Source organism: Cupriavidus sp. KK10 (genome assembly GCF_018223725.1).
GTDB lineage: Bacteria > Pseudomonadota > Gammaproteobacteria > Burkholderiales > Burkholderiaceae > Cupriavidus > Cupriavidus necator.
Map to the genome: position 1 here is coordinate 5,943,938 of NZ_CP073677.1, position 24,671 is coordinate 5,968,608.

The window sequence follows — 24,671 nt, forward strand, 5'->3', positions numbered from 1 at the left end:
GCACGCACGCCGCCTGCCCCAGTCTTTCCGCGCGCCCGCCGGCCTGCCGCCGCCCGCGCGCCCAACCCGAATTGCCCTGAGAATCGAAATGTCTGACGACAAACGCGCCAAGCCCGAGAAAAGCAAGTATCCGGTCAACCTGCTCGACACGCCCTTCCCGATGCGTGGCGACCTGCCCAAGCGCGAGCCGCAGTGGGTCAAGCAGTGGCAGGACAAGCAGCTCTACAAGAAGATCCGCGCGGCGCGCAAGGGCGCGAAGAAGTTCGTGCTGCATGACGGCCCGCCGTATGCCAACGGCGACATCCATATCGGCCACGCCGTCAACAAGGTGCTCAAGGACATGATCATCAAGGCGCGCGGCCTGACCGGGCTGGACGCCGTCTACGTGCCGGGCTGGGACTGCCACGGCATGCCGATCGAGATCCAGATCGAGAAGAAGTTCGGCAAGGGCCTGCCGGTGCAGGAGGTCCAGGCCAAGGCGCGCGCCTACGCCACCGAGCAGATCAAGCGCCAGATGGTGGATTTCGAGCGCCTGGGCGTGCTGGGCGATTGGGACCACCCCTACCTGACCATGAACTACAGCAACGAGGCGGATGAACTGCGCGCACTCGGCAAGATCATGGAGAAGGGCTATGTGTTCCGCGGCCTGAAGCCGGTGAACTGGTGCTTCGACTGCGGCTCGGCGCTGGCCGAGGCCGAGGTCGAATACAAGGACAAGGTCGACCTGTCGATCGACGTGGGCTTCCCGTTCGCGCAAGCCGACAAGCTGGCGCACGCGTTCAAGGTGCCGTTCGAGCAGCTCGACGGCAAGCCCGGCTGGATCGTGATCTGGACCACCACGCCGTGGACCATCCCGAGCAACCAGGCGCTGAACGTGCACCCGGAAGTGGAATACGCGCTGGTCGAGACCCCGCGCGGCTACCTGATCCTGGCCACCGAGCGCGTCGAGGAGCAGCTGAAGGTCTACGGCCTGGAAGGCAAGGTCGTGGCCACCACCACCGGCGCGGCACTGTCGGAAATCCGCTTCCACCACCCGCTGGCGAAGATGGACGCGGGCTATGACCGCCTGTCGCCGGTCTACCTGGGCGACTACGTCACCACCGACACCGGCTCGGGCATCGTGCACTCGGCGCCGGCCTACGGCGTGGAAGACTTCCAGTCGTGCAAGGCGCACGGCATGGCCGATTCGGACATCATCAGCCCGGTGATGGGCAACGGCGTCTATGCCGGCACGCTGCCGCTCTTTGGCGGGCTGTCGATCTGGGACGCCAACCCGAAGATCGTCGAGGTGCTGCAGGCCTCGGGCAACCTGTTCAATTCGCACAAGTACACCCACAGCTACATGCACTGCTGGCGCCACAAGACGCCGATCATCTACCGCGCCACCTCGCAGTGGTTCGCGGGCATGGACGTGGACCCGGCCGACGAGAACGGCAAGACCGGCCCCACCCTGCGCGAGACCGCGCTGGCCGGCATCGACGCCACCGAGTTCTTCCCGGCCTGGGGCAAGCAGCGCCTGCACAACATGATCGCCAACCGGCCGGACTGGACGCTGTCGCGCCAGCGCCAGTGGGGCGTGCCGATGGCCTTCTTCCTGCACAAGGAAACCGGTGCGCTGCACCCGCGCACGCCGCAGCTGCTGGAAGAAGTGGCAAAACGCGTCGAACAGCACGGTATCGAGGCCTGGCAGACGCTGGATCCGAAGGAGCTGCTCGGCGACGAGGCCAGCCAGTACGAAAAGAATCGCGACACGCTGGACGTCTGGTTCGATTCCGGCACCACGCACTGGACCGTGGTCCGCGGCTCGCACCGCGACGACTTGTACGATCCGTCAGCCGATACGCCCGATGGCCGCCTCGCCGACCTGTACCTGGAAGGCTCGGACCAGCACCGCGGCTGGTTCCATTCGTCGCTGCTGACGGCGTCGATGCTGTACGGCAAGCCGCCCTACAAGGCGCTGCTGACGCACGGCTTCACCGTCGACGGCGAGGGCCGCAAGATGTCCAAGTCGGTCGGCAACACCGTGGCGCCGCAGGACATCACCAACAAGATGGGCGCCGAGATCATCCGCCTGTGGGTGGCCTCGACCGACTACTCCGGCGAGCTGTCGATCTCGGACGAGATCCTCAAGCGCGTGGTGGAAAGCTACCGCCGCATCCGCAACACGCTGCGCTTCCTGCTGTCCAACCTGTCCGACTACGACCACGCCAGGCATGCGCTGCCGGCGTCGGAATGGCTGGAGATCGACCGCTACGCCGTGGCGCTGACCGCGCAACTGCAGCAGGAAGTGCTGTCGCACTACGAGTCGTATGAATTCCACCCGGTGGCGTCCAAGCTGCAGACGTTCTGCTCCGAGGACCTGGGCGGCTTCTACCTCGATGTGCTGAAGGACCGCCTGTACACCACCGCGCCGGACTCCAAGGCCCGCCGCGCGGCGCAGAACGCGCTGTACCACATCACCCAGGCGATGCTGCACTGGATGGCGCCGTTCCTGTCGTTCACCGCCGAGGAAGCGTGGCAGATCTTCGCCCACGGCACCGAGCACACCGACACCATCTTCACCAGCACCTACTACGCGGTGCCGGAAGTCGACGACGGCGCCGACGACCTGCTGCAGAAGTGGCACACGCTGCGCGAAGTGCGCGCCGAGGTCACCAAGCAGCTGGAAGCGGTGCGCGTGGAAGGCGAGATCGGCTCGTCGCTGCAGGCCGAGCTGACCATCCAGGCCGGCGGCCCCGTGCTGGACGCGCTGCAGAGCCTGGGCGACGACCTGCGCTTCGTGCTGCTGACCTCTTCGGCCAAGGTAACGCACGCGCCCGAGGCCGGCGACCTGCTGGTCACGGTGACCCCGTCGGCCCATGCCAAGTGCGAGCGCTGCTGGCACTACCGCGCCGATGTCGGCCACAACCCGGACCATCCGACCCTCTGCGGGCGCTGCGACAGCAACCTGTTCGGCGCCGGTGAACACAGGAGCCATGCCTGATGGCATCGACCACGTCCCGTTCCGCCCGCCCGGCACGCCGCAACAACAAGGCCGCCGGCAGCACCACCCCGCTGCTGTGGATGGCCTTCGCGCTGCTGGTGGTAGTGCTCGACCAGTTCTTCAAGATCGTCATTGTGCGCACCTTCACCTATGGTGAATCGCGCCCGGTGACCAGCTTCTTCAACCTGGTGCTGGTCTACAACAAGGGCGCGGCGTTCAGCTTCCTGGCCGATGCCGGCGGCTGGCAGCGCTGGTTCTTCACCGGTCTTGGCCTCGTGGTGGGCGCGTTCATCGTCTGGCTGCTGTACCGCCATACCGGCCAGCGCATGTTCTGCTTCGCGGTGTCGCTGATCCTGGGCGGCGCGGTCGGCAACGTGATCGACCGCGTGGTCTACGGGCACGTGGTCGATTTCCTGGACTTCTATGTGCGCAACTACCACTGGCCTGCCTTCAACGTGGCCGACTGCGCGATCACGGTCGGCGCGGTACTGCTGATCGTGGACGAGCTGCGGCGGGTGCGGCGCCACTGAGCGCCGCCAGACCACAGCAGGTGATGCCAGGGCCGCGAATGCGGCCCTGATGCCATCCGGTGCCGCTGCCGGCAGCAGCGAGCACGCTCAGCCGGTATCATGCCGTTTCCCACCCTTTGACGAGCCTTACCATGGATTTGCGCGGCAAGCACATCGTTCTCGGCCTGACCGGCGGCATCGCCTGCTACAAGTCGGCCGAACTGGTCCGCCTGCTGACCAAGGCCGGCGCCACCGTGCAGGTGGCCATGACCGAGGCGGCGACGCATTTCATCACGCCGGTGACGATGCAGGCCTTGTCCGGCCGGCCGGTCTTCCTGTCGCAGTGGGATGCCCGCATCGACAACAACATGGCGCACATCGACCTGTCGCGCGAGGCCGATGCCATCGTCATCGCCCCGGCCTCGACCGATTTCATGGCGCGCCTGGCCAACGGTCTGTGCGACGACCTGCTCAGCACCCTGTGCATCGCGCGCGACTGCCCGCTGCTGGTGGCGCCGGCGATGAACCGCCAGATGTGGGCTGCCCCCGCCACCCAGCGCAACGCCGCGCAGCTGCGCGCCGACGGCGTGATGATCCTGGGCCCTGGCAGCGGCGACCAGGCCTGCGGCGAGGTCGGCGACGGCCGCATGCTGGAACCCGAAGAGCTGCTCGACGACATCATCGCCTTCTTCCAGCCCAAGCCGCTGCAGGGCAAGCGCGTGCTGATCACCGCCGGCCCGACCTTCGAGGCGATCGACCCGGTGCGCGGCATCACCAACCTGTCGTCCGGCAAGATGGGCTTCTCGATCGCGCGCGCGGCGCGCGAGGCCGGAGCCGAGGTGCTGCTGGTGGCCGGCCCCACCGGCCTGCCCACCCCGCGCGGCGTGGTCCGGACCGACGTGCGCAGCGCGCAGCAGATGCATGACGCGGTGATCGCGCAGCTGCACGGCGTGGATGTCTTTGTCGCCGTGGCCGCGGTGGCGGACTGGCGCCCGGCTGAAGTCGCACAGCAGAAGCTGAAGAAGGCCAACGATACCGACACCCCCACGCTGCAGTTCGTGCAGAACCCCGACATCCTGGCCTCGGTCGCGGCGCGGGCTGACGCACCCTACTGCGTCGGCTTCGCCGCCGAGAGCGAGAACCTGGAGCAGTACGGCGAGCAGAAACGCCAGCGCAAGGGCGTGCCGCTGCTGGTCGGCAATATCGGCCACCATACCTTCGGCCTGGACGACAACGAGATCGTGCTGTTCGACGCCGCCGGCATGACGCGGCTGCCGCGCGCCGACAAGCTGTCGCTGGCGCGCCAGCTGGTGGCGGCGATCGGCCAGCGCCTGCCCGGGCGCGCACGGCCCTGATGGCGCGCGCGCGTCCGGTATCATGCGCGGCTGCCACCTATTCCGTTGAACCGATTTTCCCCAGGATTCCCATGACCCAGCCACTGAACCCGACCGTCGAAATCAAGGTGCTCGATGCGCGCCTGAATGAATGGGGCCTGCCCGCCTACCAGAGCGAAATGGCCGCCGCCATCGACCTGCATGCCTGCGTCGACGCCCCGGTATCGATCGCGCCGGGCACGCCCGCGCAACTGGTGCCGGCCGGCATCGCCGTGCACATGGGCAACCCGTACATGGCCGCGACCATCGTGCCGCGCTCGGGCCTGGGCCACAAGAAGGGCCTGGTGCTGGGCAATTCGATCGGCGTGATCGATGCCGACTACCAGGGCCAGATCATGGTCAGCGTGTGGAACCGCAATGCGCCCGGCACCGAGCCGATCGTGATCCAGCCGGGCGAGCGCATCGCGCAGATGATGTTCGTGCCGGTGCTGCGGCCGGTGTTTTCGACGGTGGCAGAATTCAGCGAAGACAGCGAACGCGGCGCGGGCGGCTTTGGCTCGACCGGCGTACATCACGCCAAGGCCAGCGCCTGACGCAGCCTAAGGCCGCACAAGACACTGGCGCCCCGCGGGGCGCCAGTTTGCATTTCAGCCCTGCTGCTCGAACAGCAGCGCCACGCCGCTGGCGGCATCCGCCAGCACCAGGGTCTCGCGCGGGCCCAGATCGTGGGTCGGCACACCCTGTTCGCGCCACCCGGCACGCGCCGCCGCCAGGTCATTGGTGCGCAGGCGGATCGCCGCGTAGCCCGGCCCCTCGCGCCGGATATGCGCGGTGCCGGTGGCCGAAGCCAGCGCCTGCGGCGTGCTGACCACCAGCGTGGCATCGTCCAGCGCCAGGCTGCAGACATGTTCGCTCAGCTGCGTCAGCTCGCCGCCGGTCAGCTCCGCGTAGGCGCGCGCGGCGGCGTCCACCAGCGCGGGCGCCACCACCAGGAACATGGTGGCGATGCTCTGCGCGCCGTTGGCATGGCGGGTCCATTCGGGCCGCCACAGCAGTTCGGGCGTACGGTGCTCGCAAACGAAGTAGCGCGCGCCCGGCGCATCGTCGAGCGCGGTCACGCGAAAGGTGGCCGGATGCTCGCTGCCGTCATCCAGCCGCACCGGACGCGAGAACTCGATCGGGTCCGAGGTGTGCCAGCCTGCCGCGCGCAGCCGTGCCGCGGTGGCAAAGGCATCGGCGCTCTTGCACGACATCGCCGCGCAGCCGCCGCCGTGCGCCTGCGCATCCCAGTAGTACTGGCGGCTGGGGCTGGGCGCGGTCACGTGCAGCAGCTCAACGTAGTCCCGCCGCAGCATGATGCAGTGGTTCTGCGAGCCGAGCGTGTGGTAGCCGCGCGGCGTCAGCGTAAAGCCGAGCCGGCGCCAGGCCTGGGCCCCGGCATCGAGGTCTGGGCACACCACCACGGCGTGGTCGAACATTTCCGCTTGCGTTACCATCGGCGTCCTCTCGGTTTCACGGCGCACCGGCGCCGGACATCGTCATTCGAACTGGATATTGGCCTTGTGCGCCACGGCCTGCCATTTGTCATGCTCGCGGCGCACCAGGTTGCCGAGGTCGGCCGGGCTGCCGCCCACGATCTCGAAGCCCTGCGCAGCCAGCGCATCGACCACGCGCGGCTGGCGCAATGATTCGACCAGCGCGTCGTGGATGCGCGTGACCGTGGATGCCGGCAGGCCGGCCGGGCCGAACACGCCGATCCAGGAGTAGGCCTCGAAGCCCTTGAGCCCCTGCTCGGCCACCGTCGGCACCTGCGGCAGCTGGCGCAGCCGGCTGGTGCCGGTCACGCCCAGCACCTTGATGGTGCGGGCGGCCACGTGCGCCTGCACCGCGGCATAGCTGCTGAAGAAGATATCGACCTCGTTGGACAGCACCGCCTGCACGGCCGGGCCGCCGCCCTTGTAGGGCACATGCAGCATGCGCACGCCGGCTTCGGTCGCCAGCGCCTCGGCCGCCAGCTGGTTCAGGCTGCCGATGCCGGACGAGGCATAGCGCACGCCGTCGGGCCTGGCCTTGGCCAGCGCCACCAGTTCGCGCACATTGGCCACCGGCAGCGCGGGATTGGCGGCAATCACCAGCGGAAAGCGCACCAGCTGCGAAATTGGCGAGAAATCGCGGAAGGTGTCGTAGGGCAGCTGCTTGTAGGCGAAAGGGTTGATGGCGTGGGTGTCGAAGGCCATCAACAGAGTGGTGCCGTCCGGCTTCGCGCGCGCCACGGTGCTCGATGCGATCAGGCCGCCGGCACCCGGCTTGTTGTCGACCACCACGGTCTGCCCCAGCGCCGCCTTCAGCCCGGGCTGCAGCTGCCGGGCCACGATGTCGACGCTCCCGCCAGGCGGGAACGGCAGCACCAGCGCGATCGGGCGGTTGCCCGCCGGCGGTTCGGCGCCGGTGGCGGCAGCGGCGTGAAGCATCGGGACGGGCATGGCGCCCAGCGGCAGGATCTTGAGCAGCAGGCGGCGGCGCCGCGTGCGTTCGGCAGAGGACATCAGGGTTTTCAGGCTGGATTCCTGGCCGGTTGCGCGGCCAGCCGCGGCCGCAAACTCGTGCCCCGACGGGCATGGCCGGCGGCCGCCGGGACAAAAGAAAAGGGGCGGCATGACTGCCGCCCCCGTATTTTGCCCGATGACCGGCCACGTTGCAGGCAACGCGGCCGATAACCGCTCAGGCTTCGGCGCGCTGTTCCTCGGGCGCCTCGGGCGGTTCCGGCTCGATCTCGGAGAAATCGAGCTTGATCTGGTCCTGCTCGTCCAGGTCCACCACCACCTTGCCGCCCGAAACCAGCCGGCCGAACAGCAGCTCGTCGGCCAGGGCCTTGCGGATCATGTCCTGGATCAGGCGCTGCATCGGGCGCGCGCCCATCAGCGGATCGAACCCCTTGTGCGCCAGGAACTTGCGCAGCTTCTCGGTAAAGCTGGCCTCCACCTTCTTCTCGTGCAGCTGCTCTTCCAACTGCATCAGGAACTTGTCGACCACGCGCAGGATGATCTCCTCATCCAGCGACCGGAAGCTGATCATGGCATCCAGGCGGTTACGGAATTCCGGCGTGAACATGCGCTTGATGTCGGCCATCTCGTCGCCCTGCTCGCGCGAGCTGGTGAAGCCGATGGAGGCGCGGTTCATGGTCTCCGCCCCCGCGTTGGTGGTCATGATGATGATCACGTTGCGGAAGTCGGCGCGCCGGCCGTTGTTGTCGGTCAGCGAACCATGGTCCATCACCTGCAGCAGGATATTGAAGATATCCGGGTGCGCCTTCTCGATTTCGTCCAGCAGCAGCACGCAGTGCGGCTTCTTGGTGACAGCCTCGGTCAGCAGGCCGCCCTGGTCAAAGCCGACGTATCCCGGCGGCGCGCCGATAAGGCGGCTCACCGCGTGGCGTTCCATGTACTCGGACATGTCAAAGCGCAGCAGCTCGATGCCCATGATGAAGGCGAGTTGCTTGGCGACCTCGGTCTTGCCCACGCCCGTGGGGCCGGAGAACAGGAACGACCCGATCGGCTTGTCGGTCTTGCCCAGGCCGGCGCGCGACATCTTGATCGCCGAGGCCAGTGCCTCGATCGCCGGGTCCTGGCCGAACACCACCGACTTCAGGTCGCGGTCCAGCGTCTGCAGCTTGCTGCGGTCGTCCTGGTTCACGCTCTGCGGCGGGATGCGCGCAATGCGCGAGACGATGTCCTCGATCTCGCCCTTGCCGATGGTCTTCTTCTGCTTGGACTTCGGCAGGATGCGCTGCGCCGCGCCGGCTTCGTCGATCACGTCGATCGCCTTGTCGGGCAGGTGGCGGTCGGTAATGAAGCGGGCCGACAGCTCCGCTGCCGCGGTCAGCGCCGAGGCCGCGTACTTGACGCCATGGTGCTCCTCGAAGCGCGACTTCAGGCCGCGCAGGATCTGCACGGTCTGGTCCACCGAAGGTTCGACCACGTCGATCTTCTGGAAGCGCCGCGACAGCGCCGCGTCCTTCTCGAAGATGCCGCGATATTCCGTGAAGGTGGTCGCGCCGATGCACTTGAGCTGGCCCGACGACAGCGCCGGCTTGAGCAGGTTGCTGGCGTCCAGCGTCCCGCCCGAGGCAGCGCCCGCGCCGATCAGCGTGTGGATCTCGTCGATGAACAGGATCGCGTTCGGATTGTCCTTGAGCGACTTCAGCACGCCCTTCAGGCGTTGTTCGAAGTCACCACGGTACTTGGTGCCGGCCAGCAGCGCTCCCATGTCGAGCGAGTAGACGGTGGCCTTTTCCAGGATGTCCGGCACCTCGTTCTTGGTGATGCGCCACGCCAGGCCCTCGGCGATCGCGGTCTTGCCGACGCCGGCCTCGCCGACCAGCAGCGGGTTGTTCTTACGCCGGCGGCACAGCACCTGGACCACGCGCTCGACTTCGCTCTCGCGGCCGATCAGCGGGTCGATCTTGCCGGCCTTGGCCAGCGTGTTCAGGTTCTGGGTGTATTGCTCGAGCGGGCTTTCCTTGCCGTCGCCGCCCTCGCCTTCGCCAGCGGCATCGCCATGCTTGGCGGGCTCGGACTGGTCCTTGCGGATGCCATGGCTGATGAAATTGACCACGTCCAGGCGCGTTACGCCCTGCTGCTGCAGGTAATAGACCGCGTGCGAATCCTTCTCGCCGAATATCGCGACCAGCACGTTGGCACCCGTCACTTCCTTCTTGCCGTTGGAAGTGGACTGGACGTGCATGATCGCGCGCTGGATCACGCGCTGGAAACCGAGCGTGGGCTGGGTATCGACCTCGTCGGTACCCGGCACCACCGGCGTGTTATCCGCGATGAAGTTCTTCAGGCTGGTGCGCAGGTCTTCTATATTGGCCGCGCAGGCGCGCAAGACTTCCGCTGCCGTGGGATTGTCGAGCAATGCCAGCAGCAGGTGCTCCACGGTAATGAACTCGTGGCGTGCCTGCCTGGCTTCGACAAACGCCATATGCAGGCTCACTTCCAATTCTTGCGCAATCATGCTTCCTCCATCACGCACTGCAGGGGATGCCCCGCCTGCCGCGCGTGCGTTGACACCAGCTCGACCTTGGTCGCTGCAATATCCCTGGTGTAGATACCGCAGACGCCCTTTCCTTCCCGGTGCACGGTGAGCATGATCTGCGTCGCCGTTTCCCGGTCCCTGCTGAAATACTGCTGCAGGATCATCACTACAAACTCCATCGGAGTGTAGTCGTCATTAAGCAGCACCACCTTGAACATGGCGGGCGGTTTAAGCGCCTGCTCTTTCCGCTCCAGGATGGTGCCCGCTTCGCGTTGTGGAACATTCGCAAGCCGTGTAGCCATGGCTTTATTCTAACCCTTACTCGCAACTCTGCAATTTGGGGAAAAGGCGCCGGATTCAAGAGCCGGGTCACCTGTTTCCGGTGGTGGAAGGACGCGGGATTTCACGCGGGAGGCATTGCAAGGCACGTGGCCGGCGCGGCGGGACTGCATCCACGGCAGCCCTGGCGTATGCCGCCAAGGTACCACCAGGTGCCGTCCGATTCCCGCCACACCCTGCTGGCAGTGGGGAATCCGCCAACTTGACAGTATCCGGCTTTGCCAGAAGAATCGTTCGCACACCTGCCGACGGCCAACGAGCCAAAGCAACAGCCGAGGCAGGTGATCCGTGAGCAGGGAGGCCACGGCCGCCGCGGCGGCGAGTCAGCATCGAGACTGTCCGCCACGCGATTGCACCTCGCCGCGCGTCATCGCCTGCCGCACCTCAGGACGCGGCAGGTCATGGCGCCGCAGTCCGTGCCGTCTGGCCGGCAAGGCTTCCCCGCTTTGAAATCTGCTATTTCGTGGGGGAGTATATGGCAAGCGGTATCGTCAAATGGTTCAATGACGCCAAGGGCTTCGGGTTCATCAAGCCGGACGAGGGCGAAGAAGAACTGTTTGCGCACTTTTCGGCTATCCAGATGTCCGGCTTCAAGACGCTGAAGGAAGGTCAACGCGTCTCGTTCGAGGTGGTCCAGGGCCCCAAGGGCAAGCAAGCCACCAATATCCAGGACGCCAGCTAAAGCGCGCCGCGACCGCATCCCGGCCGCAGAGCCGCGGAGCGGTCAACCAGGGTGGGGGGGGGCTCCCCCGGGACGGGATCGATGCCAGCTCCCCGCCTTGCCGCCACGGCGGCGCGGCGGGTGCCGGCTCGGATCAGCTGCACGCACCACATCCGACGGAAAGCCCGGCCTCGCGCCGGGCTTTCTGCTTTTTGGGCCCCAGGGTCCGGGCCATCAGGCCCAGCCGTCGATCTTCAGCCCGCTGGCCTGCTCGGCCTCTTCCCTGGTGACCTTGCGTACAGTCTGGCCAAAGGTCCAGACATGTCCCTCCGTGTCCCGGGCCGTGTAGGTCCGGTCGCCGTAGAACTCGTCCTGCGGCTCGCGCAGGATCACGGCCCCGGCGGCGCGCGCGTGCTCGCAATGCTGGTCCAGCCCTTCCTGCAGATGCACGTGCAGGGTCTGGGTATTCTTGCCTCCGATCGAGGCCGGGCTGGCGGTAAAGTCCGCCCACTCGCTGCCCACCATCAGGTAGCTGTCGCCGAAACGCATTTCAGAATGCACCAGCTGGTCCTGCTGGTCGCGGATCACCATGACCCGCTCAAAGCCGAAGGCGCGCTCCAGCCAGTCCAGGGCCGCCAGCGGGTCCTTGTAGAAGAGGGCCGCACCGAACGCGGTGCGGCGGAAGGGATCGTCCATGCCTGTCTCCTCGGGCCGCCAGGCCCGTCAGTCCAACCCCTGACGTTCTAGGCAACACTGGCGCCCGGGGCAAGAAAAAAACCCCGGCGCCGACCAGGCGGCACCGGGGTTTTCCTTGGCAGGTCGCCCGCTGCAGCGGGAGTCCGTGCTTACATATTGTCGATCATCACCTGGCCAAAGCCCGAGCACGACACCTGCGTCGCGCCTTCCAGCAGGCGGGCGAAGTCGTACGTCACCTTCTTGGACAGGATCGACTTCTCCATCGACGAGATGATCAGGTCCGCGGCTTCGGTCCAGCCCATGTGGCGCAGCATCATTTCGGCCGACAGGATTTCAGAGCCCGGGTTGACGTAGTCCTTGCCGGCGTACTTCGGCGCGGTGCCGTGGGTGGCCTCGAACATGGCGACCGAGTCAGACATATTGGCGCCCGGGGCAATGCCGATGCCGCCGACCTGCGCGGCCAGCGCGTCGGAGACATAGTCGCCGTTCAGATTCAGCGTGGCGATCACCGAGTATTCGGCCGGACGCAGCAGGATCTGCTGCAGGAAGGCGTCGGCAATGGCGTCCTTGACCACGATGTCCTTGCCGGTCTTCGGGTTCTTGAACTTGCACCACGGGCCGCCGTCGACCAGCTCGGCGCCGAATTCCTTTTGCGCCAGCTCGTAGCCCCAGTCACGGAAGCCACCTTCGGTGAACTTCATGATGTTGCCCTTGTGCACCAGCGTCACTGACGGCTTGTCGTTGTCGATGGCGTACTGGATCGCCTTGCGCACCAGGCGCTCGGTGCCCTCGCGCGAGACCGGCTTGATGCCGATGCCCGAGGTCGCCGGGAAGCGGATCTTCTTCACGCCCATCTCGTTCTGCAGGAAGGCGATCAGCTTCTTGGCCTGGTCGCTCTCGGCCGCCCATTCGATGCCGGCGTAGATGTCCTCCGAGTTCTCGCGGAAGATCACCATATCGGTCTTTTCCGGCTCACGCACCGGCGAGGGCACGCCCTTGAAGTAGCGCACCGGGCGCAGGCAGACGTACAGGTCCAGCTGCTGGCGCAGCGCCACGTTCAGCGAGCGGATGCCGCCGCCCACCGGCGTGGTCAGCGGGCCCTTGATCGAGACCACATAGTCCTTGAGCACCTCCAGGGTTTCGTCCGGCAGCCACACGTCCGGGCCGTAGACCTTGGTCGACTTCTCGCCGGCGTAGATCTCCATCCAGGCGATCTTGCGCTTGCCGCCATAGGCCTTGGCCACGGCCGCGTCGACCACCTTGATCATCACCGGAGTGATATCGAGGCCCGTACCGTCGCCTTCGATATAAGGAATGATCGGATTGTCCGGGACATTCAGCGAAAAATCCTGGTTGACCGTGATCTTTTCGCCGGCCGGAACCTTGATATGTTGGTACATGACGTCTCCAGTACGGAACGGTTGTGACTGCCGCCGGTTCGTGGCCGGTCGGCGAGATTCGGGGAGAGGGCGCTGACGCATTGTAGCGGGCCTTACCGCACACCCGTGCTGCATTGCATCACCCTGGCGCCACCCTGTGCTGCCTTCAGTCTTATATAAGACACAAGACTAATTTCGTATTATGCAGCAATTTTTCATCATCCGCCAATCGGGCCGGACCCCAGATCCTCTCCCCCGCCCCTGCGCGCCACTGCGGCATACTTGCGCCCCATGACCCTGATTGCCCTGAACAAGCCGTTTGGCACCATGAGCCAGTTCTCGGAACACCCGACGCGCCCGACGCTGGCCGCGTGCGTGAGCATGCCCGGCGTCTACCCGGCCGGGCGGCTCGATGCCGACAGCGAGGGCTTGCTGCTGCTGACCGACGACGGCGCGCTGCAGGCCCACATCGCCGACCCGCGCCACAAGCTGGAGAAGACCTACCTGGCACAGGTCGAAGGCATTCCCGATGCCACCGCGCTGGCCCGGCTGCGCGCCGGGGTAGACCTGGGCGACTTCGTCACGCAGCCGGCCAGGGTACGCGCGATCGAGGCGCCCGACTGGCTGTGGCCGCGCCAGCCGCCGGTGCGCTTTCGCGCGGCGATCCCGACCGCGTGGCTGGAACTGAAGATCCGCGAGGGCAAGAACCGGCAGGTGCGCCGCATGACCGCCGCGGTCGGCTTTCCCACGTTGCGGCTGGTGCGGGTCGGGATCGGCCCGCTTGACCTGCGCGCCCTGGGGCTGGCGCCCGGCGAAAGCTGCGAGGTGTTCGCCGCCCAACTGGGACTGGCGGCCGTTGCTCGGCATGCCCGGCCGGATGCGGCGCGGCGGCCCGATGTATCGAAAGCCAGGACGGATGACACCAAGCGCCGCTCTCGTTACAAAAAAAAACAAATCGCGGGTCAACCCTGACGGCAACGGCCTCGTTCTTGTCGGGGACACGTCCTATCGCGCGTCATCATTTCCGACTTTTCTTATCCTTCGAGGTAATACGCCATGAAAAAACTGATCGCTGCTCTGGTTGTTGGCCTGTTCGCCACCGGCGCCTTCGCCCAGGCTTCGGCACCTGCTGCTGCCGACACTGCAGCGCCCGCGGCCACCAAGGAAGCCCCGAAGGCCGCCAAGAAGAAGACCACCACCAAGAAGCACAGCAAGAAGAAGGCCGCCGCGTCGGCCCCGGCTGCCCAGTAATTGCTGGCGCCCTCCCTGCCCCGTGCGTGCGCGAGGCAGGAAAGAAATGGCAGGCTGCCGCCAGGCGCCTGCCTTTTTTATTGCCGGTATAGGATTGTCGAGGTGCGGCGTACCGTCGGCCGCACATCAGCATGCCGCGTGTGCGCTATGCTTGCGGCTGCCGCGGCCCGCGCCATTTCAGACTGAACACCATGTCCTTCCTGTCCAAGACGCTGTTGTCACAATGCTCCTCCCTTGCCGGCCTGCTCGCGCTGAGCGCCGGGATCGCGCACGCGCAGGCCGCGCTGCCGATGGTGCCGCTCACTGCGGGCATGTTTGCGATCCAGGCGGAGGTTGCCGCCACGCCGGCGGCACGCGAGCAGGGACTGATGTACCGCACGACCATGGCCCCCAACGCCGGCATGCTGTTCGTGTTCGAGCAGAAGGCGGGCCACTGCTTCTGGATGCGCAATACCGAGCTGCCGCTGTCGATCGCCTTCCTGGCCGATGACGGCACCATCGTGAATATCGAGGACATGGCGCCGCGCACGGAGAGCAACCATTGCCCGAAGGCGGCGATCCGCTATGCGCTGGAAATGAACAAGGGATGGTTCACGCAGAAAGGCATCAAGGCCGGCGCGAAAATCGGCGGACTGCCGCAGCCTCGCTGAGGGCGGCAGCGCCAGGCGGCGCCGGCAGGAGCGCCGGCGCGGAGGGCAAGGGTCAGTCGCGGAAGTTGTTGAAGTCCAGCGGCGCCTCGGACACATCCTTGCGCAGCATCGCCATCACGCTCTGCAGGTCGTCGCGCTTGGCACCCGACACGCGCACCGCGTCGCCCTGGATGCTGGCCTGCACCTTGATCTTGCTGTCCTTGATGATGCGCACGATCTTCTTGGACAGGTCGCCGGTCACGCCCTTCTTGATCGTGATCACCTGCTTGACCTTGTCGCCGCTGATCTTGTCGATCTTGCCGTAGTCCAGGAAGCGCACGTCCACGTTGCGCTTGGCCATCTTGTTGATCAGCACATCCTTGACCTGGCTCAGCTTGAAATCATCGTCGGCAAAGGCAGTCAGTTCATTTTCCTTCTGCTCGACCCGGGCGTCCGAGCCCTTGAAATCGAAGCGCGTCGAGATTTCCTTGTTAGCCTGCTCGACGGCATTCTTCACCTCGACCATGTTCGCTTCGCACACTACATCAAACGACGGCATTGCATTCTCCTTGTGATCCGTATGCCCGGAAGCCGGCCGCGCGCGGCGCCTTCCGTATAATCCAGCCTACCTCGCATTTCCGGGTCGCTTGCCTACCAGCGGCGGCCGCGTCACCTTTTCCTTGCATGGCAGATTTCCACGAATTCTATCCCCTGCGTCGCCACAATACATTCGGATTCGACGCGCGCGCGCGCTTTGCGGTGCATGTGCGCAGCGAAGCCGACCTGACCGCGGCACTGGCCGACCCGCGTGCCGACGGCCTGCCACTGGTGGTCCTGGGCGGCGGCAGCAATGTGGTGCTGACGGGCGACCTGGACGCGCTGGTGCTGCTGATGGAAATACCCGGCTACCAGCCGGAGGAGACTGGCGATGCCTGGCTGGTCACCGCCGGCGCCGGCGAGAACTGGAACGGACTGGTCAACCGCACCATCGCCGACGGCATGCCCGGGCTGGAAAACCTGGCGCTGATCCCCGGCACCGCGGGCGCGGCGCCGATCCAGAACATTGGCGCCTACGGGGTGGAGCTGCGCGAGCGCTTCGAAGGCGTGCGCGCCTATGATCGCCACACCGGCGCATTCGTCTGGCTGGACCTGCGGGCGTGCGGCTTCGGCTACCGCGACAGCCTGTTCAAGCGCGCCGGCGCCGGCCGCTACATCATCACGGCGGTGACGCTGAGCCTGCCCAAGGCGTGGCAACCGGTGCTGTCGTACGGGGAGCTGGCCCGCGAACTCGATGGCCGGGCTGCGCCCGATGCGGCCACGATTCGCGACGCCGTGGTCGCGATCCGCTCGCGCAAGCTGCCCGACCCGGCGCAAGTCGGCAATGCCGGCAGCTTCTTCAAGAACCCGCTGGTCAGCGCGGCACAGCGCGACGCGCTGTTGCAGGCCAATCCGGACCTGGTCAGCTACGCGCAGCCGGACGGCAGCTACAAGCTGGCCGCCGGCTGGCTGATCGACCGCTGTGGTTTCAAGGGCGTCAGCGACGGCCCGGTGGGCGTCTATGGCAAGCAGGCGCTGGTGCTGGTGCACCACGGCGGCGGCACCGGCGCGATGCTGCTGGCGCTGGCCAACCGCATCGCCGATGCGGTGCAGGCACGCTTTGGCGTGCGCATCGAACCGGAACCGGTGGTGCTGTAAAGCAGGCGGGCCAGGACTGACCCGCCGCGCCTGTCACGCGAAGTGGCAGACGTAGTCCAGCGTTTCCTGCACCTCGATATCGAAGCTGCTGTTGCCCGGCACGCTGAACTGCTGGCCCGCGCCGTAGGTCTGCCAGTCTTCCGAACCGGCCAGGCGCACGCGGCAGGTGCCGGCATTGATTTCCATGATCTCGGGCGCGCCGGTGTTGAAGGTCAGCGCGGCCGGGAAGATCACGCCCAGCGTCTTGCGGGTGCCGTCCGGGAACAGCACGGTATGGCTGACGCACTTGCCGTCAAAGTACAGGTTGGCTTTCTTGACGACCGACACGTTGTCGAACTGGCTCACTTCCATCTCCTTGGGTTTCTGTCCGAAAGACGTAAAAAGAGGGGCCATCGCGGCCCCTCCCCTGTTCACTCCGCGCCGCGCTGGTTCAGTAGCGGCCGCAGAGCAGGTATTCCATCAGCGCCTTCTGCACGTGCAGGCGGTTCTCGGCCTCTTCCCAGACCACGCTCTTGGGGCCGTCGATCACGGCGGCCTCGACTTCCTCGCCGCGGTGCGCCGGCAGGCAGTGCATGAAGAGCGCGTCGGACTCGGCGCGGTCCATCATCGGGGTCGTGACCATCCAGTCCTTGAAAGCGCGCTTGCGGGCGTCGTTCTCGGCCTCGAAGCCCATGCTGGTCCAGACATCGGTGGTGACCAGGCTGGCGCCCTGGCAGGCCGTGAGCGGATCGTCGAAGACCTTGACCAGGCCGGCGGCAGACGCCGGCACCATGGCCGGATCGAGCTGGTAGCCCGGCGGCGCCGAGAAATGGAAGGAGAAGCCCAGACGCTCGGCGGCCTGGATCCAGGTGTAGGCCATGTTGTTGGCATCGCCGATCCACGCCACGGTCTTGCCGCGGATGCTGCCGCGCTGCTCGATGTAGGTGAAGACGTCGGCCAGCACCTGGCACGGGTGGTATTCGTTGGTCAGGCCGTTGATCACCGGCACGCGCGAATGCGCGGCAAAGCGCTCGATGATGTCCTGGCCGAAGGTGCGGATCATGATGATATCGACCATGCGCGAGATCACCTGCGCCGCATCCTCGATCGGCTCGCCGCGGCCCAGCTGCGAGTCGCGCGTGTTCAGGAACACCGCGTGGCCGCCCAGCTGGTGGATGCCGGCTTCGAACGACAGGCGCGTACGCGTGGAATTCTTCTCGAAGATCATGGCCAGCGTGCGGTCGTGCAGCGGGTGCCAGGTCTCGTAGTTCTTGAACTTGGCCTTCAGGATCCGCGCGCGATCCAGCAGGTACTCATACTCGTCGGGAGTGAAGTCGCTGAACTGGAGGTAATGCTTGATCGGGGTTGAGCTCATAAAACAAAGAAGGCGGCTCGGTGGGGACGCGCCGTCACGAAGTGTTCATGACTCAAGCGCGCCGCGGAGCCGCCTTTCGCGTCGCATACGCAATTTAACTGCAAGAATCATAAGGGATTATTTCTGCTTTGGCGAGTCCGGGACAACCCGGCACGAACTCGCGCCCTGCCCCGGCGCGGTGCCGCTGACAGGTTCCCGACAGGATTTCGCCCTTATGCGCAACTCTTATATAAGATATAATACCCGCTGATTCACGCGGGGCCCGGCACACCCATGCCGCTGCCCGCCGCCGGCATCAAAAGTGCCCCCGCAAGACACCGACGCCCCGCCTTCCGGCTGGAACCAGCGCGAACCAAACGCGCCCCGGCCGCGTCAAACGGGCGCCCGTCCAGCGGGTTTACCGTCGAGTCATCCGCCTCACCCGCAGTGTCCAGCCTCATGAACCCCAACGTTCGCGAATACTTTATCCAAGGCATTACCAAGGAAGGCAAGACCTTCCGCCCGAGCGACTGGGCCGAACGGCTGTGCGGCGTGATGGCGCAGTTCCGCCCCGAGGGCGACAGCGGCGACCCGCGCCTGACCTACTCCCCTTACGTGCGGCCGATCTTCGCCGGCAACGTCAAATGCGTGGTGGTGGACGTGCGGCTGCGCGATATTGAACCGAAGGCGCTGGATTTCGTGCTGAATTTTGCGCGCGACAACAACCTGCAGCTGGTTGAAGCCTGTTCGCTGGAATAAGCCTGCCGGCCTGGCGCCGGAAAGCAAAAAAGCTCGTCGGATGACGAGCTTTTTTGTTGGCGGATGCCTGGGCACCCGCCTCTGCTGGACCGCCGGGGCGGCCCGGGCAGTGATCAGGCAGCCATCGACTTGATGGCGGCCGACAGGCGCGACTTGTGACGTGCAGCCTTGTTCTTGTGCACGATCTTCTTGTCGGCGATGCTGTCGATCACGGCTTGCGAGTTCTTGAAGATCTCGGCGGCAGCGGCCTTGTCGCCAGCGTCGATGGCCTTGCGGACGGCCTTGACGGCGGTGCGCAGGCGCGAACGCAGGCTGGAGTTGTGAGCGTTCTGGGCAACGGCCTGGCGGGCGCGCTTGCGAGCTTGTGCGGAATTTGCCATGTAAAAATATCCTGAATTCAGATGCGTGCCGCGGGGGACACAACAATTAAGTCATATCGAGCGACCCGGGATGCACTGACACACGAATCCGGAACGCAACTGTCCTTGTGAATCGGCAATTATACACAGATGCCGGCACACAAAGCAACACGACGGACACTTTGCCAGCTCGGGCCGGGCGGGCGCCGGGCCGATCCGTATAATAAGCGCCACATTGTGCCGGGGCACGTGGCGCGCCGGCAACTTTATCGCCCGGACCGCGTCTCAGAGGCGTCCCCGGCATGCGGTGCGCCCGCACCGATCCACCGTCCCGCACCGACCCGCACCTTGAACCTGCTCAAAGCGCTCGCCACCATCAGCAGCCTGACGATGCTCTCGCGCATCACCGGCCTCGTGCGCGAGATCCTGATCGCCCGCGCCTTTGGCGCGTCGGAGATGACCGACGCGTTCAACGTGGCCTTCCGCATTCCCAACCTGCTGCGCCGCATTTTCGGCGAAGGCGCGTTCTCGCAGGCCTTCGTGCCGATCCTGGGCGAATACCACGCCAAGCGCGGCGACGAGCCGACCAAGGCACTGATCGACGCCGTCGCCACGGTCATGACCTGGGTGCTGATGGGCGTGTCACTGCTTGGCGTGATCGGGGCGCCGCTCGTGATGACCGCGGTCGCCACCGGCTTCCGCGGGCAAAGCGAGACCTATACCGCGGCCGTGTTCATGACGCGGGTGATGTTCCCGTATATCGGCCTGATCTCGCTGGTGGCGCTGGCGTCCGGCATCCTCAATACCTGGCGCAAGTTCGCGGTGCCGGCCTTCACGCCGGTGTTGCTGAACCTGTGCCTGATCATCGCGGCCCTGTTCGTCGGCCCGCACATGGACCAGCCGATCTACGCGCAGGCGTGGGGCGTGCTGGTTGGCGGCGTGCTGCAACTGGCGATCCAGGTGCCGGCGCTGCGGCGCCTGGGCGTGATGCCGCGGCTGAGCTTCAACCTGCGCGCGGCGTGGTCCGATCCCGGCGTGCGCCGCATCCTGCGGCAGATGGGGCCGGCGCTGCTGGCCGTGTCGGTGGCGCAGATCAGCCAGATCATCAATACCAATATCGCCTCGCGGCTGGCCGCGGGCAGCGTCTCCTACCTGACCTATGCCGACCGGCTGATGGAGTTCCCGACCGCGCTGCTGGGCGTGGCGTTGGGGACGATCCTGCTGCCGAGCCTGTCCAAGGCCAACGCCTCGGGCGACCATGCCGAGTACTCGAGCCTGCTCGACTGGGGCCTGCGCCTGACCTTCCTGCTGGCGGTGCCCTGCGCGGTAGGGCTGTTCGTGTTCGGCGCGCCGTTGACCGCCGTGCTGTTCAACTACGGCAAGTTCGACGCCCACGCGGTCGAGATGACGCGCCAGGCGCTGGTCTCGTACGGCGTCGGCCTGATGGGGCTGATTTCGATCAAGATCCTGGCGCCTGGCTTCTATGCGCGCCAGGATATCCGCACGCCGGTGAAGATCGCGCTGCTGGTGCTGGTGATCACGCAGGCCTGCAACTATGCGTTCGTGCCGTGGATCAGCCATGCCGGGCTGGCGCTGTCGATCAGTGCCGGCGCCACCATCAACGCGCTGCTGCTGTTCTTCGGCCTGCGCCGGCGCGGCCTGTACCGGCCGGCGCCGGGCTGGTGGCTGTTCCTGGCGCAGTTGGGCGCCTCGGTGCTGCTGCTGTCCGGCATGCTGCTCTGGTTCGCGCGCAACTTCGACTGGATCGGGCTGGGCGCGACGCCGCTTCTGCGCATCGCGCTGCTGGCTTCGTGCCTGGTACTTGCAGCGGTGGTCTACTTCGGTACACTGTGGCTCATGGGACTGCGCTACTCTGCCTTCAGGCGCCGCGCCGGCTGATGGGCCAGCGAATCTGCCAACGCATGGGCCACCTAATGAGCCGGCAATGGTGACCCACGCTGCGCGCGGTGCCGGCGGCTGCACCGGGAAACCGACATGACATCCACCAAAGTCCTGGATTATTTCGCCAGCCTTGTGGCCGACGAAAACGGCATCCCGCTGACCGAAACCGCGCTGTCCATCGCGCAGGACGCCTACCCCGACCTGGACCTGCAGGCCGAGCTTGCGGCGCTGGACGTGCTGGCGCTGCGCCTGAAGCGCCGGATCGCCGAAGGCACCCCCGCGATCCAGCGGCTGCGCCTGCTGAACCATTTCTTCTATCGCGACCTCGGTTTCGGCCCGAACGCGAACGACTACTACGACCCCGACAACTCCTACCTGAACGTGGTGCTGCGCCAGCGCCGCGGCATCCCGATCTCGCTTGCGGTGCTGTTCATGGAGCTGGGCCAGCAGATCGGCCTGCCGCTCAAGGGCGTGTCGTTCCCCAATCATTTCCTGCTGCGCATGACGATTCCGGCCGGCGAGGTGATACTGGACCCGCTCACCGGCGAGACCCTGTCGAAGGAACAGCTGCAGGAAATGCTGGATCCGTACCTAGAGCGTGAAGGCATCAGCGATGCCAGCCAGGTACCGCTGGGCTTGTTCCTGCGCGCGGCCAGCCACCGCGAGATCGTCGCGCGCATGTTGCGCAACCTGAAGGCGATCTACCTGCAGGAGTCGCGCTGGCAGCGGCTGCTGGCGGTGCAGAACCGCCTGGTGATCCTGCTGCCGGGTTCGATCGAGGAAGTGCGCGACCGGGGCCTGGCCTATGCCAACCTGGAGTGCTTCCGCCCCGCGCTGGCCGACCTGGAAGCCTATGTCCTGGCCCGGCCCGATGCGGCCGATATCGGCCAGATCCGCGAGCGCATGCCCGCGCTGCGGATGATGAGCCGCAGCCTCAACTAAGAACCCGTTTCATAGTGAAAAAGGGGCGCAAAGGCTGCGTGACCTCACTGGCTTAGCGCTCCACGCGCGAAGGCCGGCGGCGATTGCCGCGCACCAGCTTCCACAGCCCGCCCAGCACCAGCGGCACCACGGCCGCCCCGATGCCGGCCAGCACGATCAGGTTCAGGTACTGGCGGATAAACGGCAGGTTGCCGAAGAAGTAGCCGGCGAACACCAGGCCCACCACCCAGGCCACGGCGCCGACCACGTTGAACATCTGGAAGCGCGCAAAGGTCATCTGCGACACGCCCGCGACGAACGGGGCGAAGGTACGCACGATCGGCACGAAGCGCGCCATCACCAGCGTCTTGCCGCCGTGCCGCTCATAGAAGTCATGGGTGCGGCGCAGCGCATCCTGGTCCAGGAAGCGCCACTGGTGGTCGAACACCTTGGGCCCGATCCAGCTGCCCACCAGGTAGTTGACGGTATTGCCGGAAATCGCCGCCACCAGCAGCAGGCCGATCAGTGCCCACTCGTTCATGGCGCCGGTTGCGCAGAAGGCGCCCGCGATAAACAGCAGCGAGTCGCCCGGCAGGAACGGCACCACCACCAGCCCCGTTTCCGCGAACACAATCAGGAACAGGATGGCATAGACCCAGTGGCCGTACTGGTCGATGACCGTGCCGAGATATTTGTCGACATGCACCAGCATGTCGATGAGCTGCAAAGCGAGATCCAAGTCGTTCCCCGTTGTTGGTTTGGTTGACTGCGTTCGGTCCGATGCGGCCCGGGCCGCCCTGGCCTGAATCATACAAGAGCCACCGCTCCAATCCGTCACCTGCGGCGCCTTTGTGCGTCCGACTCCGTGCGAGCGTCCACGTATAATCGCCGGATGCCTGCCTCCGCCTCCAGCACCGCCCTGCGCACCACCCAGCAGCCGCGCCCGATCCGGCCGCTGCCGGACCAGCTCATCAGCCAGATCGCCGCCGGCGAAGTGGTGGAACGACCGGCCTCGGTGGTCAAGGAGTTGCTGGAAAACGCGCTCGACGCCGGCGCCACGCAGCTCGGCATCCGGCTGGAAGAAGGCGGCGTGCGGCGCATCGTCATCACGGACAATGGCTGCGGCATCCCTGCTGCCGAGTTGCCGGTCGCGCTGATGCGCCACGCCACCAGCAAGATTGCTTCGCTCGACGAACTGGAATCGGTGCTGACGCTGGGCTTCCGCGGCGAGGCCCTGGCCTCGATCGCCTCGGTGTCCCAGCTGGCCCTGACCAGCCGCACCGCGGCCGATGCCCATGCCACCCAGGTCAGCGCCGATACCGGCACGGTGCAGCCTGCCTCGGGCGGGGTCGGCACCACCGTCGACGTGCAGCATCTCTACTTCAACACGCCAGCGCGCCGAAAGTTCCTCAAATCGGAGCAAACCGAGCTGGGACACTGCCTGGAGATGGTGCGGCGCGTGGCGCTGGCGCGGCCCGACGTGACCATCTCGGTCCACCACAACGGCAAGCCGCTGGAACACTGGAATGCCGGCGACGTCGCCACCCGTACCGCGCAGGTGCTGGGCACTGACTTTGCCCGCGCCCGCCTGCCAGTGGACGAAGAGGCCGATACGCTGCACCTGTATGGCTTTGCCGGGCTGCCCACCGCCTCGCGCGGGCGGCCGGACCAGCAGTATTTCTTTGTCAACGGCCGCTTCGTGCGCGACAAGCTGCTCAACCACGCGGCGCGCAGCGCCTACCAGGACGTGCTGCACGGCGACCGTTTCCCGTCCTATGTGCTGTGCCTGGACCTGCCGCCGGAGATGGTCGACGTCAACGTGCATCCGTCGAAGATCGAAGTGCGCTTCCGTGAATCGCGCGCCGTGCACCAGTTCGTCTACCACGCGGTGCAGCGCTGCCTGGCGCGGCAGGCCGGCGGGAACGGCGACAGCCTGCATACCGACGCCGACGGCGAGATCACCCTTCCGCCTGGCGGTGCGATACCGGCGGGCGGCGCACGGCCGGGCTATGGTGGCGGCGGCGGCGGCGGCGGCCAGTGGATCAACTATTCCGCTGCACGCCAGACCGAACTCGGCATCGCCCAGCCGCGCCAGGCCTACCTGGGCATGGTGCGCGATGCCGCCGCACCGGCAGCGCGGCCCTATGGCGCCATGCCCGGCACCCCGGCGCAACCGCCGGCCTGGCTGGCCGACGCCCAGGCGGCACGCGCCGACGACCCGCCCGGCCTGCTGGACCGTCTGCCGCCAGCCGCGCGCGCCGGCTTTGCCGATCCTGCCGACGCCCCCGACGACCACCCGCTCGGCTACGCCATCGCCCAGCTGCATGGCATCTATGTGCTGGCGCAGAATGCGCGCGGGCTGGTGCTGGTGGACATGCATGCGGCGCACGAACGCATCCTGTACGAGCAGATCAAGGCCGGCCTGGACGCGCGCGACCTGGCGGTGCAGCCGCTGCTGATCCCAGTCACGCTGCCCGGCAGCCCGGTCGAGATCGGCGTGGCCGAAGAACACCAGGAGACACTGACGCTGCTGGGCTTCGATATCGCCCCCGTGTCGCCCACCACGCTGGCGGTGCGAGCGGTGCCGGCGCTGCTGCAGCAGGCCGATGCCGAAGCGCTGGCGCGCGACGTGCTGCGCGACCTGCATGCCTATGGCGGCTCGCGCGTGCTGGCCGAGCGCCGCAATGAACTGCTGGCCACCCTCGCCTGCCACAGCGCGGTGCGCGCCAACCGCAAGCTCACGCTCGAGGAAATGAACGCGCTCTTGCGCCAGATGGAGCAGACCGAGCGCGCCGACCAGTGCAACCACGGCCGCCCCACCTGGGTGCAACTGACCGTGACCGAGCTGGACCGGCTGTTCCTGCGCGGGCAATAAGCCGCTCGC

The 24,671-nt window shown here is 66.4% G+C and carries 24 protein-coding genes; 13 read left to right on the top strand and 11 right to left on the bottom strand.

Going from position 1 to position 24,671, the window contains the following annotated elements:
• Positions 1-88 precede the first annotated feature (88 nt).
• The 4 genes from ileS to dut all read left to right on the top strand — a co-directional run bounded on the left by ileS (position 89) and on the right by dut (position 5,419).
• Complete coding sequence (gene ileS, locus KB879_RS27645) at positions 89-2,983, top strand: isoleucine--tRNA ligase (RefSeq protein ID WP_013957879.1); 2,895 nt, start codon at positions 89-91, stop codon at positions 2,981-2,983.
• A complete protein-coding gene (gene lspA / locus KB879_RS27650) occupies positions 2,983-3,513 on the top strand; it encodes a signal peptidase II (RefSeq protein WP_013957880.1) in 531 nt (176 codons plus the stop codon). The genes ileS and lspA overlap by 1 nt, the downstream gene beginning before the upstream one ends.
• Positions 3,514-3,644: 131 nt before the next feature.
• Positions 3,645-4,847, top strand: coding sequence for a bifunctional phosphopantothenoylcysteine decarboxylase/phosphopantothenate--cysteine ligase CoaBC (coaBC, locus tag KB879_RS27655; protein WP_013957881.1), 1,203 nt, complete (start codon positions 3,645-3,647; stop codon positions 4,845-4,847).
• Positions 4,848-4,918: 71 nt separating this feature from the next.
• A complete protein-coding gene (gene dut / locus KB879_RS27660) occupies positions 4,919-5,419 on the top strand; it encodes a dUTP diphosphatase (RefSeq protein WP_011615967.1) in 501 nt (166 codons plus the stop codon).
• Positions 5,420-5,473: 54 nt separating this feature from the next.
• On the opposite strand, the gene KB879_RS27665 is transcribed toward dut, so the two are convergent.
• The 4 genes from KB879_RS27665 to clpS form a co-directional block, all read right to left on the bottom strand.
• Positions 5,474-6,322: a VOC family protein gene (locus KB879_RS27665; protein WP_211980256.1), complete on the bottom strand. Its 849-nt coding sequence runs from the start codon at positions 6,320-6,322 to the stop codon at positions 5,474-5,476.
• Positions 6,323-6,364: 42 nt separating this feature from the next.
• Entirely contained in the window at positions 6,365-7,372 is a 1,008-nt protein-coding gene (locus KB879_RS27670) for a tripartite tricarboxylate transporter substrate binding protein (protein ID WP_211980257.1), read from the bottom strand.
• Positions 7,373-7,547: 175 nt separating this feature from the next.
• A complete protein-coding gene (gene clpA, locus KB879_RS27675) occupies positions 7,548-9,842 on the bottom strand; it encodes an ATP-dependent Clp protease ATP-binding subunit ClpA (RefSeq protein WP_013957884.1) in 2,295 nt (764 codons plus the stop codon).
• Complete coding sequence (gene clpS / locus KB879_RS27680; RefSeq protein WP_010814998.1) at positions 9,839-10,165, bottom strand: ATP-dependent Clp protease adapter ClpS; 327 nt, start codon at positions 10,163-10,165, stop codon at positions 9,839-9,841. The genes clpA and clpS overlap by 4 nt, the downstream gene beginning before the upstream one ends.
• 512 nt (positions 10,166-10,677) lie before the next feature.
• Here clpS and KB879_RS27685 point away from each other — a divergent pair.
• Positions 10,678-10,884 (top strand): cold-shock protein, encoded by a 207-nt coding sequence (locus KB879_RS27685; RefSeq protein ID WP_010814999.1) that lies wholly within the window; start codon positions 10,678-10,680, stop codon positions 10,882-10,884.
• Between the two features lie 213 nt (positions 10,885-11,097).
• Here the strand turns inward: KB879_RS27685 and KB879_RS27690 are convergent, their stop codons facing one another.
• The gene (locus tag KB879_RS27690) at positions 11,098-11,559 is read right to left on the bottom strand and encodes a VOC family protein (RefSeq protein WP_013957885.1); all 462 of its coding nucleotides are present in this window, start codon (positions 11,557-11,559) and stop codon (positions 11,098-11,100) included.
• Positions 11,560-11,708: 149 nt separating this feature from the next.
• Positions 11,709-12,959 carry an NADP-dependent isocitrate dehydrogenase gene (gene icd / locus KB879_RS27695; protein WP_013957886.1) on the bottom strand — a complete coding sequence of 417 codons (1,251 nt, stop codon included), beginning with the start codon at positions 12,957-12,959 and terminating at the stop codon, positions 11,709-11,711.
• A gap of 270 nt (positions 12,960-13,229) precedes the next feature.
• Between icd and KB879_RS27700 the strand changes: the two genes are divergently transcribed.
• The 3 genes from KB879_RS27700 to KB879_RS27710 all read left to right on the top strand — a co-directional run bounded on the left by KB879_RS27700 (position 13,230) and on the right by KB879_RS27710 (position 14,839).
• A complete protein-coding gene (locus KB879_RS27700; RefSeq protein ID WP_211980258.1) occupies positions 13,230-13,910 on the top strand; it encodes a pseudouridine synthase in 681 nt (226 codons plus the stop codon).
• An 84-nt stretch (positions 13,911-13,994) separates the two neighbouring features.
• Positions 13,995-14,189: a hypothetical protein gene (locus KB879_RS27705; protein ID WP_013957888.1), complete on the top strand. Its 195-nt coding sequence runs from the start codon at positions 13,995-13,997 to the stop codon at positions 14,187-14,189.
• Between the two features lie 191 nt (positions 14,190-14,380).
• Entirely contained in the window at positions 14,381-14,839 is a 459-nt protein-coding gene (locus KB879_RS27710) for a DUF192 domain-containing protein (protein ID WP_041228459.1), read from the top strand.
• 52 nt (positions 14,840-14,891) lie between these two features.
• Here KB879_RS27710 and KB879_RS27715 read toward each other — a convergent pair whose 3' ends face one another.
• A complete protein-coding gene (locus KB879_RS27715) occupies positions 14,892-15,377 on the bottom strand; it encodes a YajQ family cyclic di-GMP-binding protein (RefSeq protein WP_013957890.1) in 486 nt (161 codons plus the stop codon).
• Between the two features lie 125 nt (positions 15,378-15,502).
• On the opposite strand from KB879_RS27715, the gene murB reads away from it, so the two are divergent.
• Positions 15,503-16,513: a UDP-N-acetylmuramate dehydrogenase gene (gene murB / locus KB879_RS27720; protein WP_013957891.1), complete on the top strand. Its 1,011-nt coding sequence runs from the start codon at positions 15,503-15,505 to the stop codon at positions 16,511-16,513.
• Between the two features lie 33 nt (positions 16,514-16,546).
• Here the strand turns inward: murB and KB879_RS27725 are convergent, their stop codons facing one another.
• Both KB879_RS27725 and argF read right to left on the bottom strand, forming a co-directional pair.
• Positions 16,547-16,858, bottom strand: coding sequence for a pyrimidine/purine nucleoside phosphorylase (locus tag KB879_RS27725; RefSeq protein WP_010815007.1), 312 nt, complete (start codon positions 16,856-16,858; stop codon positions 16,547-16,549).
• 85 nt (positions 16,859-16,943) lie between these two features.
• Positions 16,944-17,867: an ornithine carbamoyltransferase gene (gene argF, locus KB879_RS27730; protein ID WP_013957893.1), complete on the bottom strand. Its 924-nt coding sequence runs from the start codon at positions 17,865-17,867 to the stop codon at positions 16,944-16,946.
• A 438-nt stretch (positions 17,868-18,305) separates the two neighbouring features.
• On the opposite strand from argF, the gene KB879_RS27735 reads away from it, so the two are divergent.
• A complete protein-coding gene (locus KB879_RS27735) occupies positions 18,306-18,605 on the top strand; it encodes a DUF3579 domain-containing protein (RefSeq protein ID WP_012353767.1) in 300 nt (99 codons plus the stop codon).
• Between the two features lie 113 nt (positions 18,606-18,718).
• On the opposite strand, the gene rpsT is transcribed toward KB879_RS27735, so the two are convergent.
• A complete protein-coding gene (gene rpsT / locus KB879_RS27740; protein ID WP_010815010.1) occupies positions 18,719-18,985 on the bottom strand; it encodes a 30S ribosomal protein S20 in 267 nt (88 codons plus the stop codon).
• Between the two features lie 327 nt (positions 18,986-19,312).
• On the opposite strand from rpsT, the gene murJ reads away from it, so the two are divergent.
• Both murJ and KB879_RS27750 read left to right on the top strand, forming a co-directional pair.
• Positions 19,313-20,863 carry a murein biosynthesis integral membrane protein MurJ gene (murJ, locus tag KB879_RS27745; RefSeq protein WP_153953734.1) on the top strand — a complete coding sequence of 517 codons (1,551 nt, stop codon included), beginning with the start codon at positions 19,313-19,315 and terminating at the stop codon, positions 20,861-20,863.
• A 96-nt stretch (positions 20,864-20,959) separates the two neighbouring features.
• Entirely contained in the window at positions 20,960-21,808 is an 849-nt protein-coding gene (locus KB879_RS27750) for a SirB1 family protein (protein ID WP_013957897.1), read from the top strand.
• A 52-nt stretch (positions 21,809-21,860) separates the two neighbouring features.
• On the opposite strand, the gene KB879_RS27755 is transcribed toward KB879_RS27750, so the two are convergent.
• Positions 21,861-22,499 (bottom strand): VTT domain-containing protein, encoded by a 639-nt coding sequence (locus KB879_RS27755; RefSeq protein WP_319609863.1) that lies wholly within the window; start codon positions 22,497-22,499, stop codon positions 21,861-21,863.
• Between the two features lie 180 nt (positions 22,500-22,679).
• Here KB879_RS27755 and mutL point away from each other — a divergent pair, with 180 nt between their 5' ends.
• Entirely contained in the window at positions 22,680-24,662 is a 1,983-nt protein-coding gene (mutL, locus tag KB879_RS27760; protein ID WP_211980259.1) for a DNA mismatch repair endonuclease MutL, read from the top strand.
• The last annotated feature ends 9 nt before the right edge of the window (positions 24,663-24,671 follow it).

What these genes read in the sequence shown, in the direction of transcription:
- ileS (WP_013957879.1), top strand. Translation starts at nt 89, where the DNA reads ATGTCTGACGACAAACGCGCCAAGCCCGAGAAAAGCAAGTATCCGGTC.
- lspA (WP_013957880.1), top strand. Translation starts at nt 2,983, where the DNA reads ATGGCATCGACCACGTCCCGTTCCGCCCGCCCGGCACGCCGCAACAAC.
- coaBC (WP_013957881.1), top strand. Translation starts at nt 3,645, where the DNA reads ATGGATTTGCGCGGCAAGCACATCGTTCTCGGCCTGACCGGCGGCATC.
- dut (WP_011615967.1), top strand. Translation starts at nt 4,919, where the DNA reads ATGACCCAGCCACTGAACCCGACCGTCGAAATCAAGGTGCTCGATGCG.
- KB879_RS27665 (WP_211980256.1), bottom strand. Translation starts at nt 6,322, where the DNA reads ATGGTAACGCAAGCGGAAATGTTCGACCACGCCGTGGTGGTGTGCCCA.
- KB879_RS27670 (WP_211980257.1), bottom strand. Translation starts at nt 7,372, where the DNA reads ATGTCCTCTGCCGAACGCACGCGGCGCCGCCGCCTGCTGCTCAAGATC.
- clpA (WP_013957884.1), bottom strand. Translation starts at nt 9,842, where the DNA reads ATGATTGCGCAAGAATTGGAAGTGAGCCTGCATATGGCGTTTGTCGAA.
- clpS (WP_010814998.1), bottom strand. Translation starts at nt 10,165, where the DNA reads ATGGCTACACGGCTTGCGAATGTTCCACAACGCGAAGCGGGCACCATC.
- KB879_RS27685 (WP_010814999.1), top strand. Translation starts at nt 10,678, where the DNA reads ATGGCAAGCGGTATCGTCAAATGGTTCAATGACGCCAAGGGCTTCGGG.
- KB879_RS27690 (WP_013957885.1), bottom strand. Translation starts at nt 11,559, where the DNA reads ATGGACGATCCCTTCCGCCGCACCGCGTTCGGTGCGGCCCTCTTCTAC.
- icd (WP_013957886.1), bottom strand. Translation starts at nt 12,959, where the DNA reads ATGTACCAACATATCAAGGTTCCGGCCGGCGAAAAGATCACGGTCAAC.
- KB879_RS27700 (WP_211980258.1), top strand. Translation starts at nt 13,230, where the DNA reads ATGACCCTGATTGCCCTGAACAAGCCGTTTGGCACCATGAGCCAGTTC.
- KB879_RS27705 (WP_013957888.1), top strand. Translation starts at nt 13,995, where the DNA reads ATGAAAAAACTGATCGCTGCTCTGGTTGTTGGCCTGTTCGCCACCGGC.
- KB879_RS27710 (WP_041228459.1), top strand. Translation starts at nt 14,381, where the DNA reads ATGTCCTTCCTGTCCAAGACGCTGTTGTCACAATGCTCCTCCCTTGCC.
- KB879_RS27715 (WP_013957890.1), bottom strand. Translation starts at nt 15,377, where the DNA reads ATGCCGTCGTTTGATGTAGTGTGCGAAGCGAACATGGTCGAGGTGAAG.
- murB (WP_013957891.1), top strand. Translation starts at nt 15,503, where the DNA reads ATGGCAGATTTCCACGAATTCTATCCCCTGCGTCGCCACAATACATTC.
- argF (WP_013957893.1), bottom strand. Translation starts at nt 17,867, where the DNA reads ATGAGCTCAACCCCGATCAAGCATTACCTCCAGTTCAGCGACTTCACT.
- KB879_RS27735 (WP_012353767.1), top strand. Translation starts at nt 18,306, where the DNA reads ATGAACCCCAACGTTCGCGAATACTTTATCCAAGGCATTACCAAGGAA.
- rpsT (WP_010815010.1), bottom strand. Translation starts at nt 18,985, where the DNA reads ATGGCAAATTCCGCACAAGCTCGCAAGCGCGCCCGCCAGGCCGTTGCC.
- KB879_RS27750 (WP_013957897.1), top strand. Translation starts at nt 20,960, where the DNA reads ATGACATCCACCAAAGTCCTGGATTATTTCGCCAGCCTTGTGGCCGAC.
- KB879_RS27755 (WP_319609863.1), bottom strand. Translation starts at nt 22,499, where the DNA reads ATGCTGGTGCATGTCGACAAATATCTCGGCACGGTCATCGACCAGTAC.
- mutL (WP_211980259.1), top strand. Translation starts at nt 22,680, where the DNA reads ATGCCTGCCTCCGCCTCCAGCACCGCCCTGCGCACCACCCAGCAGCCG.